Below are 11,542 nucleotides of genomic sequence, written 5' to 3'. Positions count from 1 at the left end.
GCTGCTGGCTGCTGGCTGCTGGCTGCTGGCTGCTGGCTGCTGGCTGCTGGCTGCTGGAAGCCACCGAACTGACCCATGCCCCTTGCGCGCCGGGATCGCGCGCGTCATCGCCGCACCAGCGCTCGACCCCGGGTATAATCCGCGCGCCGTACGGTCATCCAACCGTCATCCGGCCTCCCACCACCACAGCACGATAAGGAGGACAGAGCCTTGGCGCACAACCAATGGGCATTCACCGACAGCGAACGCGAGGCGGTCTACAAGGCGATCTTCTCGCGGCGCGACGTGCGCCGCGAGTTCCTCCCCGAGCCGGTCCCGGAGCCGGTGTTGCGCCGTCTGCTCGCCGCCGCCCATCACGCGCCGAGCGTCGGTTTCATGCAGCCCTGGGACTTCGTGGTGGTGCGCGACCGCGACACCCGCGCCGAGATCAAGGCGGCCTTCGCCCAGGCCCACGCCGAGGCCGCCGAGCAGTTCGACCCCGCATCGCGCGAGACCTACCGCGGTCTCAAGCTCGAGGGCATCCTCGAGGCGCCGCTGGGGATCTGCGTCACCTGCGACCGTAGCCGTCACGGCCCGGTGGTGATCGGGCGCACCGCCAACCCCGAGATGGACCTCTACAGCAGCGTCTGCGCCATCCAGAACCTGTGGCTCGCCGCGCGCGCCGAGGGCATCGGCGTCGGCTGGGTGAGCATCATCCACCATCAGCGGCTGCGCGAGATCCTCGCCATCCCCGAGGATATCGACGTGATTGCCTATCTCTGTGTCGGCTATGTGCGCTTCTTCCACGAGCGCCCCGAGCTGGAGAGCGCCGGCTGGCTCGAGCGCGCTGCGCTCGACGACCTGATCCACGAGGAACGCTGGCAGGGCGGGCAGGCACGATGAGGGCGACGGTGATCATCCTCGGTGGCACCACCGAGGGCTATGCGCTGGCCGAGGCGCTGGCCTCACGCCCCGGCGTGCGGGTCATCAGCTCGCTGGCCGGGCGCACCGACAACCCCAGGCTACCCGCCGGCGAGACCCGGGTCGGCGGCTTCGGCGGCGCCGAGGGGCTGGCCGACTTCCTGCTGACGGTCCAGGCCGATGCGGTGATCGACGCCACCCATCCCTTCGCCGCTGCGATGGGCTGGAACGCCCACGTCGGCTGTGCCGCCGCCGCGGTACCGCTGCTACGTATCGAGCGCCCGGCGTGGCAGCCGCAGCCCGGCGACCAGTGGTTCGAGGCCGACGACTGGGAGGGCGCGCGCGCGCGCCTGTTGGCGCGCGGCGCGCGACGCGTGCTGCTCGCGCTCGGTCGCCAGGAACTCGCGCCCTTCGCCGGGCTCGACGACATCCACTTCCTGATCCGCGCGGTCAGCGCACCCGATCCCATGCCGCCCTTCGCCGACGCCGAGCTGCTGCTCGCGCGCGGCCCCTTCGGCCTGGAGGACGAACGCGCCCTGCTCGCCGAGCACCGCATCGACACCATCGTCTGCAAGAACAGCGGCGGCACCGCCACCGCGGCCAAGCTCACCGCGGCGCGCGAGCGCGGTATCGAGGTGGTGATGCGCCGCCGACCGCCGCGCCCGCAACGCCCCACGGTGGCGCGGGTCGACGAGGCACTCGCCTGGCTCGAACGCAAGCTCGACCACCCGCCCGAGCACTGAGCGGTCACTGCAGGCGATCGTGTGGAGGCAGACGCCGCCCGCAGTGGCGACATCTGCCGTCGGCAGGTTCAGTCCTGCTCGGCCGGTTGCGGATACCAGCGCGGGGTATAGACCCAGTCGCGACCCTCGGGGGCGCTGAAGTGGCGGGTCTGGGAGGAGCCGACGATCACCACGGTGCGCATGTCGACCGCTTGCGGGTCGAGCGCGCCCAGGGTGGTCACCCGCACCCGCTCGGCGGGACGCCCGACGTCGCGACCGAGCACCACCGGGGTGTCGGCGTCACGCACCCCGCGCAGCACCGCCAGCGCCTCACCGAGCTGCCAGGGCCGCGCCCGCGAGATCGGGTTGTAGCAGGCGATCACCAGGTCGGCGCGGGCGGCCAGCTCCAGCCGGTGGACGATCTGCGACCACGGCTTGAGGTTGTCGGAGAGCGAGATGATGCAGAAGTCGTGACCGAGCGGCGCGCCGATGCGTGCGGCAGCGGCCTGCGCCGCCGAGATCCCCGGCACCACCGCCAGCTCCACCGCGTGCCAGGCCGGCTCGGCGTGCACCTCGAGCGCCTCGAGCACCGCCGTGGCCATGGCGAAGATGCCGGGATCGCCGGAGGAGACCACCACCACATGGCGCCCCTCGGCGGCCAGCGCGAAGGCGGCGCGGGCGCGATCCATCTCGCAGCGATTGTCCGAACCGTGGATGACCTGATCGGCGCGGAAGGGACCGGCCATCTCGACATAGGTGTTGTAGCCGATGATGTCCTGCGCCTGTTCGAGTTCGAGCCGCGCCGCCGGGGCCATCAGCGCGCGCGACCCCGGGCCTAGCCCGACCACCGCGAGCCGCCCCGGACGTGGACATGGCGACTCGACGGCGGTGACCGCCGCGCGCACCCCGAGCACCTCGGCAACGCGCCCGGCTAGGGCGTCGGCGCCACGCGTGGCGCCGAGTAACGGCACCACCGCCGAGCCGTCCTCGGCGACCACCACCACCGCGCCGGCGTGATCGCCACGGGCATCGAGTAGCGGCGCCAGGGTCACGGCCACGGCACCGACCTCGCCGAGCACCACGCACGGCAACCCGGCGCGATAGCACTCACGCAGCGCCTCGTCGCAGCCTAGCTCGGACTCGGTCGAGAACGCGCACGGGTGCGGGTTGATGTCGTCACAGGCGGCGGCAATGCGCGCGGCCGTCACTCGTCCCTGCGCGCTCGTGGCCAGCAGCAGCGGTCCCTGTTCGATTCGTTCCATCATGCCCCCTGCCAGCGTTCGCCGGGAATCAACACCATCGAGAAGTACGGTACCTGCTCGGGCTCGACCTCGGCAAAGGGACGCACCCGCTCGCCGTCCATGGTGGCGCGCTCGACATAGCGCGCGCGCTCGGCGATGCCGAGGCGCTCGAGCACCCGGCGCAGCTTGGCGAAGTTGCTGCCGAGCTTCATGATCGCCGCGGCCTCGACCCCGGCAAGCCGCGCCTCCAGTTCCGCCTCGGGGAGGGTGGCGGCGATCACCTGCAGCGACTGGTCGCGATAGACCAGCGGGGTGCGCAGCACCGAGGCGCTGGCCATCACCGAGCAGATGCCGGGCACCACCTCGACCGGATAGCGCTCGGCGAGGCGGTCATGCAGGTACATGAAGGCGCCGTAGAAGAAGGGATCGCCCTCGCAGGCGACGGCGACATCGCGCCCGGCGTCGAGGTGATCGGCGATGCGCGCGGCCGACTCGTCGTAGAAGGCGCGCATCACCCCCTCGTAGTCGTAGGGCGGCGGCGGGCGTTTGCCGGTCACCGGATAGACCAGCGCCAGGCGCTCCTGGGTCTCGCAGAGGTGTGGCTCAATGGTGGCGAGCGCGTTGCCGCGCTTGCCCTTGCCGATGTAGTAGGCCACCACGGGCGCGGTGCGCAGCAGGCGCAGCGCCTTGAGGGTGAGCAGTTCAGGATCGCCCGGGCCGATGCCCAGGCCGAGTAGACGGCCCTTGCCCATGTCGTTCACTCGTGCTCGCTGCCAAGGGCGTTGACCGCCGCCACCGCCATGGCGCTGCCGCCCCGCCGTCCGCGCAGGGCGATGTAGGGCACGCCGCGACTGTCGGCGGCGAGCGCCTCCTTGGACTCGGCGGCGCCGACGAAGCCGACCGGGAAGCCGAGGATCAGCGCCGGGCGCGGCGCGCCCGCATCGAGCATCTCGAACAGACGGAACAGTGCCGTCGGGGCATTGCCCACCACCACCACGGCCCCCTCCAGGTGCGGGCGCCACAGCTCCAGCGCGGCGGCGGTGCGGGTGTTGCCCAGCTCGCGCGCCAGCTCCGGCACGCGCGGGTCGTGAAGGGTGCAGATGATCGGGTTGTCGGCCGGCATCCGCGCCCGGGTGATGCCCTCGGAGACCATGCGACTGTCGCAGAGGATGGGGGCACCGCCCTGGAGCGCGGCGCGCCCGGCGCGCCCGGCGCCCTCTGAGAACAGCAGGTCCTCGACCACGTCGGGCATGCCACACGCATGGACCACGCGCACCGCGACCTTCTCGAGGTCGGCGGGGATGCGTGAGAGGTTCGCCTCGGCACGGATGATGGCGAAGGACTGGCGGTAGATGTCGTGGGCGTCGCGGTTGTATTCGATCATCGCAAATCTCTATCGAGCGGCAAGACGGGAGGGGCCGGAACCGCTCAGGGTCCCGGCGAACAAGCCATGGCCGAGGGTGGTCTGCCTGGGGGAAGAGGAAGGCATGTTCAGCAAAAGATTGATTATAATGCCTGCGCCAGCGGGCGGCCACTCCAGCGCCGCCGCACATCCACCCCGACCGACCGAGCCCGCGATGACCGACCCGACCCTCGCTTCCCCCTCCCCCACCAGCCCCTGGCTGACCGTCGTTGGCATCGGCGAGGAGGGCCTCGCCGGGCTCGGCGAGGCAGCGCGTGCGGCGATCGCCGGGGCCGAGGTGATCTTCGGCGGCGCGCGTCACCTCGGCCTGATCGAGCCGCGACCGGGGCAGGCGCTGCGCCCCTGGCCCAGCCCCTTCAGCGACGCCTATCCCCAGCTCGAGGCGCTGCGCGGACGAGCGGTCTGCGTGCTCGCCAGCGGCGACCCCATGTTCTACGGTGCGGGATCGAGCCTCGCGGCACGCTTCGGCGCCGCGGCGCTGCGGGTACTGCCGGCGCCCTCCTCGATCTCGCTCGCCGCCGCCCGACTCGGCTGGGCGCTGCACGAGATCACCGTGGTGCCCGCGCACGGTCGGCCGCTCGCCCGGGTCAACCTGCACCTCGCCCCGGGGGCGCGGCTGCTGGTGCTCTCGGCCGACGGCGCCACCCCTGCCGCGCTCGCCGCCGAGCTGGTGGCGCGCGGCTATGGCGAGAGCCAGCTGACGGTGTTCGAGCACCTCGGCGGTCCGGCCGAGCGCAGCCTGCAGGGGCGCGCCACCGATTGGTCGATCGAGCAGTGCGCCCGGCTCAACCTGATCGCGCTGGAGTGTCGCCCCGAGGCCGGCCGGCAATCGTACTCACGCCGCAGCGCGCTGCCCGACGTAGCCTTCGCCAACGACGGCCAGCTCACCAAGCGCGACGTGCGTGCCGCCACTCTGGCACGGCTCGCACCGCTGCCCGGCGAGTTGCTGTGGGACGTCGGCGCCGGCAGCGGTTCGATCAGCATCGAGTGGCTGCGCGCCGAGCCGACGGCGCGCGCCATCGCCATCGAGGCCGACGCAGGGCGGCAGGCGCTGATCGCCGCCAACCGCGAGGCGCTCGGGGTGCCGGACCTGGTGCTGGTGGCCGGGCGCGCGCCCGAGGCGCTCGACGGATTGGCCGCGCCGGATGCGATCTTCATCGGCGGCGGCCTGACCCGCGCCGGGGTCGCCGAGCGCTGCTGGGCGGCGCTCAAGCCCGGCGGGCGGCTGGTGGCCAATGCCGTCACCCTGCAGAGCGAGGCCTTCTTGGTCGAGCTGCGCGGACGCATCGGCGGCGAGCTGACCCGGCTCTCGGTGGCCCACGCCAGCCCACTCGGCGCCTTCGACGGTTGGCGCACGGCGATGCCGGTGACCCTGTTGAGCGCCGTCAAACCCGAGCAATGATCGACACCGGCCGCACCCGCCGGGTCCTGCCAGCGACCGCCTGAGTTCGGATGCGACACCGTCAGAACATCCACAACATTTATGCCATCGTCGGGTTCGCCGTGGCCCTGCTGGGCGCCAACTTCTACCTGCTGGGGATGCAGCCACTGATCCAGCATCTATGGACGATCCACGACGAGCGCATCGCCTTCCAGCTGCGCGAGAGCAGCGCACTGATCGGCAACATCCTCAGCGATCAGCGCAACATCGCCCGCCAGGTCGCCAGCCGCAGCGCCATCCGCCAGCGCCAGACGGCCTATCTGCGGGGCGAGATCGGCCGTGAGGCGCTGATCGATTTCAGCCGCGCCAAACTCGCCGATGCCGTCGCCGCACACCAGGACCTGATCTCGGTGACACGCTACGCCCCCGACGGCAGCCACCTCTACAGCGCCGGGACCCAAGCGCCAGCACGATACGCGACCAGCTGCGCCAAGCGGTCAGGCAAACAGGTCCACCTCCTCGCCGCCGACTCCAGACAACACCAGCTCTACTACTGCTCACCGCTGTTCGACCGTCACGCCCAGTACATCGGCACCGATCTACTGATCATGCGCGATCACCGACTGCACCAGGCCGTCGACCGCCAGGGTCGGCCGGCGATGGGACTGGCGCTGGCCTTCGGCACCAACACCGCTGGCTACTGGTCGACCAGCGACACCACCGCACCCATGGCAGAGGCACTGCGGCGCGCGCGCACCGGCGAGGCCCTACCCCCAGGCTTCACACTCGCCCAGCGCCGTCTCGCCGACGACCCGCGTTGGCGCGTGCTGGTGGTCGTCGACGAGGTGCAGCACAACCGCCCGATCGAGCGCCAGACCCTACCGCTGCTGCTGGCCATCCTGGCCTCGACGGCGGCGATCTATCTGCTCACTGTCATCACCCTGCGTCCGATCATCGCCGCGCTGCTCGAACAGAAGGCACTGCTTGCCCGCTCGCGCTGCGACGCGCTCACCGGGGCCTTCAACCATGGCCACATGCAAGAGGTGCTTGACCTGGAGCTGGCGCGCACCGCGCGCTATGAACGCCCACTATCGCTCATCCTGCTCGACATCGACCACTTCAAGCAGGTCAACGATCGTCATGGTCACCAGGCCGGTGACCAAGTACTGCGCACCCTCACCGAGCGCTGTCGCGAGGCGATCCGCCAGACCGATCTACTCGCACGCTACGGCGGCGAAGAGTTCCTGATCATCCTCCCCGAGACCGGCCGGACCCAGGCGATGACGCTCGCCGAGCGGTTGCGCCGACACATCGCCCGGGGCGCGTTCCCGATCCCCGGCGACAGCCTGCACATCACCATCAGTCTCGGGGTCGTCAGCACCGAGGGGCAGACCGAGGCAGTCGACAAATACAACCTGATCGAGGCCGTCGACCGCGCGCTCTATCGCAGCAAGCGCGAGGGCCGCGACCAGGCCAGCTACGGCGCCATCGTCTCCACCGCACCGCCCGCATCGGGGAGAAAGAGCGCTGCAGCCTCGCGCGGTGAAGAAGGGAAATAGAGATGCAGGTAGCTCGCACGGATCGGGCCGTGACGATAGAAGGGCTCGCCCTCGGCGCCATCGCGCTGCCGGGTGCCAAAGGCCGCCGGCGCAGGCGCGCCCTGCATCGTCGAGTGATGGAAGCTATGACCGCGCAGCCCGCCGAGCGCCTGCATCCCCAGCCCGGCGAGACGCTGCTGCATCCGCCCCTCGCCCGGCAACAGCGCGGCGAGCCGGGCACCCTGACCGGCCTTGTCGACCAACCGCTCGAGCAGATAGAGCATGCCGCCGCACTCGGCGTAGAGCGGCCTCCCGGCCTCGACATGGGCGCGCAGCGCCCGGTGCATAGCCCGGTTGGCAGCGAGCCGGTCGAGGTGCAGCTCCGGGTAGCCGCCGGGCAGATAGACGGCATCGGCCTCCACCCCGGCATCGACCAGCGGCGAGAAGAAGACAAGCTCGGCGCCCAGCGTCTCCAGCAGGCGCAGGTTGTCGGCATAAAGGAAGGAGAAGGCCGCATCGCGCGCCACCGCGATCCGGCGCCCGGCGAGCAGCCGGGGCGGCGGATCGAGCGCCGCCGGGGCATGGAAGGCGACCGGTTCGGGCAGGCGCGCCAGGGCGCTGTCGGCGATCTGCTCGGCGGCGGCGTCGAGACGACGCTCGAGATCCGCGATCTCGGCGGCCTGCACCAGTCCCAGGTGACGGCTCGGCAGCGCCGCCTCGGCCAGGCGCGGCAGCGCGCCGAGGAAGGGCACGGTCGCGGGCATCCCGGCGGCGATCATCTCGGCGTGACGGGCGCTGGCGACCTGGTTGGCCGCGACCCCGGCAAAGCGCAGCCCGGGGCGGTAACTCGCCAGCCCCAGCGCCAGCGCGCCGAAGGTCTGGCCCATGCCGCGGGCGTCGATCAGCGCCGCCACCGGCAGCCCGAAGCACGCAGCCAGGTCGGCGCCCGAGGGGGTGCCGTCGAACAGCCCCATCGCGCCCTCGACCAGGATCAGGTCGGAGGCGCCGGCGGCGGCATGGAGCTTGGCCTTGCATGCCGCCTCGCCGACCATCCACAGATCGAGCGGCTCGACCTCGGCACCACTGGCGCGGGCGTGGATCATCGGGTCGAGGAAGTCCGGTCCGATCTTGAACACCCGCACCCGCCTGCCCTGACGACGATGATGACGTGCCAGCGCGGCGACCAGGGTGGTCTTGCCCTGCCCCGAGGAGCAGGCGCTGAGGAAGAGTGCGGGACAGTGGTGGACGGGGGCGTTCGACATGGCTGAATCCGGACGGGCGATCACGATCGGGGTGGGTTTCCAGCGCGGCGTGGCGCGCGCGAGCCTGGAGTCTGCCATCGACGCCGCGCTCGGGCCACTCGGCGCGATCGAGGTGCGTGCCCTCGCCAGCCTCGAACACAAGTGCGCCGAGCCAGCGCTACGCGCGCTCGCCGCCGCGCGCGGCTGGCCGCTGCTCGGCCTCGCGGCCGCACAACTGGCCGAGATCGAGGTGCCAAACGGCTCGGCCCGAGTGGCCAACGCGGTGGCCACCCCGAGCGTGGCCGAGGCCGCCGCGCTGTACGCCGCAGGCGGCACACGCTTGCTGCTGCCGCGCCAGATCTACCGCGACCCTGCCAGCAAGGCAATTACCCTAGCCATCGCCGCCAGCACCGACTGAGCACACAGGACGACCACTCAATCGGTCTCGACACACCGCCACGGGATGAGATAACGCTCGCCCTGGTGGCTGCCGCCCAGCACCTCGATGCCATAGGCCGTACGTAGCTTGGCCGCATCGAGCACCTGCTCGGGCCGTCCCTGCGCCAGCACCTGCCCCTGGTGGAGCAGCAGCAGGCGATCGCAGAAGCGGCTGGCCAGGGTGAGGTCGTGGAGCACCAGCACCACCCCGGCACCGCGTGTGCAGTGCGCGCGCAACAGCTCCATGATACGTAGCTGGTGACGCGGATCGGCGGCGGCGATCGGCTCGTCGGCGAGCAGCAGCGGCGCCTCGACGGCGAGCGCGCGCGCCAGCCTGGCGCGCGCGCGCTCACCGCCGGAGAGGGTGTCGAGCCGGCGCTCGCGCAGCGCCTCGACCTCGGCGGCGTCGAGTGCGCGCTCGACGGCCTCGCGATCACGCGCCGCCGAGGCCCCGCCCCAGCCGCCGGACTGCCAGGGATGGCGCCCGAGCGCGACCAGGTCGGCTACCGAGGTCGGCCAGCGCACCCCGTCGTCCTGACCGAGATAGGCCAACCGCCGCGCCCGCTGGCGCGCCGACAGCCGCGCCAGCGAATCACCGTCGAGCCACACCGCACCGCGATGCGGCAGCAATTGGGCGATCGCCTTGACCAGGGTGCTCTTGCCCGAGCCGTTAGGACCGACCACCCCGAGCAGCTCGCCGGCCTCCAGGGCGAGCGCGACCTCGCGCAGCAGCACCCGCGCGCCGACCCGGACCTCCAGCCCCTCCACCCTCAGCAGGCTCATCCCGGCGCCCCCCGCGAGCGCAGCACCAGCGCCAGGAAGAAGGGCGCGCCGACCAGCGCGGTGACCACCCCGAGCATCAGCTCGCGCGGGGTGTCGAGCAGGCGCAGCGCGATGTCGGCGACCAACACCAGCAGCGCGCCGCCGAGCGCGCTCGGCACCAGCAGTGCGCCGGGACGGTGATGCACCAACCGACGCAGCAGGTGCGGCACCACCAGGCCAACGAAGCCGATGGTACCGCTCACCGCCACGGTCGAGCCCACTGCCAGCGCCGCGCCGAGCACGATCAGCCCGCGCAGCCGCGCCAGGTCGACCCCCAGGCTCGCCGCCTCGGCCTCGCCGAGGGCGAGCACCTCCAGCGCCGGCGCGGTGGCCAGCAGCAGCATGAGCCCCACCACCACGAAGGGCAGCGCCAGCAGCACGTCGTCGAAGCTGCGGTCGCTGATCGAGCCGAGCAGCCAGAGCACGATGTCCTGGACGTTGGCCGGGTTGGGCGCGAGGTTGAGCGCCAGCGAGGTCAGCGCCCCGGCGAGCGCCGAGAGCGCCACCCCGGCGAGGATCAGTGTCAGGTTACTGGCACCACGCCGGGTGAGCAGATAGAGCGCCAGGGTGGCGAGCAGCGCGAACAGCATCGCCGCTCCCGGCAACAACCACAGGCTGATGGCGGTGACGCCGAAGTGGAGGGTGAGCACGGCACCGAGCCCGGCGCTCGCCGAGATCCCCAGCAGCCCCGGCTCGGCCAGCGGGTTGCGCAACAGCCCCTGGAGCGCGGCGCCGGTGGCCCCCAGCGCGGCGCCGACCAGCCAGGCCAGCACCACCCGGGGCAGACGGATCTGCTGCACGATCAATCGCTGCTCCTCGCTGCCGGTACCGAATAGCCCGGCGAGCACCTCACCCGGCGTGAGCGGCGCGGCGCCGAAGCCGAGCGAGAGCAGGCTGGCGAGCGCGAGCAGCGCCAACAGCGCGAGGTTCAGCGACCAGGGCGCGAACAGCCGGCGCATCACCGCCCCACCCCGCCATCGACTGGCAACGCCTCGACCGCAGCGACGATGGCCTCGGCCGCCTCGACCAGCTCCAGCCCGCCGCAGCCCCAGGCATCGCCCGGCACCCGCACCGCAGGGATGCGCGCGAGTTGCTCGCGAAACAGCGGGTGACGGGCATAGGTCGAGGCGCTCGGCGGCTGGCGACGATCGAAATAGCCGAGCAGGAAGAGATCCGGCGGATTGCTCACCAGCCGCTCCAACGGGAAGCGCCCCCAACCGTGGTGCCCGGCCTCGGCGGCGAGGTTGACCAGCCCGAGATGACGCATCAGCCCGTCGACATAGGTCCCGGCCCCGGCGCTGCCGCCGCTCGGGCGCAGATAGAGCGCTCGCCGACCGGCGAGCCGGCCGGCGAGCGCGCGCATCCGCCCGCGCGCCTCGGCGACGAGCGCGGCCCCGGCCCCGGCGCGCCCGATCGCCTCGGCGACCGCGCGCGCCGTCTCCAGGGAGTCGTCCCAGTCACGCGGATAGGGCAGCTCGATCAGCCGTACCCCGCGCTCGGCGAGCAGCCCGGCGTGGCGTCGTCCGCCCCAGCCACTGTAGACCAGGGCGGTGTCGGGCTTGAGATGGAGCAACTCCTCGACGCGCCCCCGATTGCCGGGATAACGCTCGGCGAGCGCCGCGCGCGGCGAGCCCGCACGCTGGCTCTGTACCGAGACCGAGCAGATCTGCCGGGGCGCGGCGATGCTCAGCAGTAACAGGTCGGCACAGAGATCGGTGCTGGCCACGCTCGGCGCGACAGGGGCGGCGGCGAGCGGCGCGCGCCAGCAGAGCAACAGCGTCAGCAGCACGCACCACGCCACCCGGCGAGGGATGGAGAGGACAATGGACACCGCGT

The 11,542-nt window shown here is 72.0% G+C and carries 13 protein-coding genes and 1 pseudogene; 6 read left to right on the top strand and 8 right to left on the bottom strand.

Annotation, left to right across the window (positions count from 1 at the left end):
• The 3 genes from HF203_RS16125 to HF203_RS13900 form a co-directional block, all read left to right on the top strand.
• Positions 1–197, top strand: a 197-nt coding sequence (locus tag HF203_RS16125; protein ID WP_210424789.1) for a hypothetical protein, incomplete at its 5' end; no start/stop codon positions are given.
• Between the two features lie 13 nt (positions 198–210).
• Positions 211–882, top strand: a complete 672-nt coding sequence (bluB, locus tag HF203_RS13905; RefSeq protein WP_168670705.1) for a 5,6-dimethylbenzimidazole synthase — start codon at positions 211–213, stop codon at positions 880–882.
• Positions 883–890: 8 nt separating this feature from the next.
• The gene (locus HF203_RS13900; protein WP_343043930.1) at positions 891–1,643 is read left to right on the top strand and encodes a cobalt-precorrin-6A reductase; all 753 of its coding nucleotides are present in this window, start codon (positions 891–893) and stop codon (positions 1,641–1,643) included.
• A 68-nt stretch (positions 1,644–1,711) separates the two neighbouring features.
• Here HF203_RS13900 and cobJ read toward each other — a convergent pair whose 3' ends face one another.
• The 4 genes and pseudogenes from cobJ to HF203_RS13885 all read right to left on the bottom strand — a co-directional run bounded on the left by cobJ (position 1,712) and on the right by HF203_RS13885 (position 4,247).
• Positions 1,712–2,527 (bottom strand): precorrin-3B C(17)-methyltransferase, encoded by an 816-nt coding sequence (gene cobJ / locus HF203_RS13895; protein WP_425483210.1) that lies wholly within the window; start codon positions 2,525–2,527, stop codon positions 1,712–1,714.
• Positions 2,519–2,884, bottom strand: a pseudogene (locus HF203_RS16350) (precorrin-3B C(17)-methyltransferase); the annotation flags it as partial. The pseudogene HF203_RS16350 and the gene cobJ, both read right to left, overlap by 9 nt.
• A complete protein-coding gene (locus tag HF203_RS13890; RefSeq protein ID WP_168670703.1) occupies positions 2,884–3,615 on the bottom strand; it encodes a precorrin-2 C(20)-methyltransferase in 732 nt (243 codons plus the stop codon). The pseudogene HF203_RS16350 and the gene HF203_RS13890, both read right to left, overlap by 1 nt.
• Before the next feature lie 5 nt (positions 3,616–3,620).
• Entirely contained in the window at positions 3,621–4,247 is a 627-nt protein-coding gene (locus HF203_RS13885; protein WP_168670702.1) for a precorrin-8X methylmutase, read from the bottom strand.
• Between the two features lie 193 nt (positions 4,248–4,440).
• Between HF203_RS13885 and cbiE the strand changes: the two genes are divergently transcribed.
• Both cbiE and HF203_RS13875 read left to right on the top strand, forming a co-directional pair.
• Positions 4,441–5,688 (top strand): precorrin-6y C5,15-methyltransferase (decarboxylating) subunit CbiE, encoded by a 1,248-nt coding sequence (gene cbiE / locus HF203_RS13880; protein ID WP_168670701.1) that lies wholly within the window; start codon positions 4,441–4,443, stop codon positions 5,686–5,688.
• Between the two features lie 50 nt (positions 5,689–5,738).
• Entirely contained in the window at positions 5,739–7,226 is a 1,488-nt protein-coding gene (locus tag HF203_RS13875) for a GGDEF domain-containing protein (protein WP_168670700.1), read from the top strand.
• On the opposite strand, the gene HF203_RS13870 is transcribed toward HF203_RS13875, so the two are convergent.
• Complete coding sequence (locus HF203_RS13870) at positions 7,145–8,467, bottom strand: cobyrinic acid a,c-diamide synthase CobB (RefSeq protein ID WP_168670699.1); 1,323 nt, start codon at positions 8,465–8,467, stop codon at positions 7,145–7,147. The two genes, HF203_RS13875 and HF203_RS13870, sit on opposite strands and share 82 nt — an antisense overlap.
• On the opposite strand from HF203_RS13870, the gene HF203_RS13865 reads away from it, so the two are divergent.
• Positions 8,466–8,864, top strand: a complete 399-nt coding sequence (locus HF203_RS13865; RefSeq protein ID WP_168670698.1) for a cobalamin biosynthesis protein — start codon at positions 8,466–8,468, stop codon at positions 8,862–8,864. The genes HF203_RS13870 and HF203_RS13865 overlap by 2 nt on opposite strands.
• A gap of 17 nt (positions 8,865–8,881) precedes the next feature.
• On the opposite strand, the gene HF203_RS13860 is transcribed toward HF203_RS13865, so the two are convergent.
• From HF203_RS13860 to HF203_RS13850, 3 genes are read right to left on the bottom strand one after another with little or no spacing between them, the layout of a single operon-like run.
• A complete protein-coding gene (locus HF203_RS13860) occupies positions 8,882–9,667 on the bottom strand; it encodes an ABC transporter ATP-binding protein (protein ID WP_168670696.1) in 786 nt (261 codons plus the stop codon).
• Positions 9,664–10,665 (bottom strand): FecCD family ABC transporter permease, encoded by a 1,002-nt coding sequence (locus HF203_RS13855; protein ID WP_168670694.1) that lies wholly within the window; start codon positions 10,663–10,665, stop codon positions 9,664–9,666. Before HF203_RS13855 ends, HF203_RS13860 begins: the two co-directional genes overlap by 4 nt.
• Positions 10,665–11,537 (bottom strand): ABC transporter substrate-binding protein, encoded by an 873-nt coding sequence (locus HF203_RS13850; protein ID WP_343043929.1) that lies wholly within the window; start codon positions 11,535–11,537, stop codon positions 10,665–10,667. The genes HF203_RS13855 and HF203_RS13850 overlap by 1 nt, the downstream gene beginning before the upstream one ends.
• Positions 11,538–11,542 lie beyond the last annotated feature (5 nt).

It is taken from the genome of Marichromatium bheemlicum, assembly GCF_012276755.1.
Classification (GTDB): domain Bacteria; phylum Pseudomonadota; class Gammaproteobacteria; order Chromatiales; family Chromatiaceae; genus Marichromatium; species Marichromatium bheemlicum.
The sequence above is the reverse complement of the archived record's forward strand: the minus strand, read 5'-3'. Positions and strand labels throughout refer to the sequence as shown.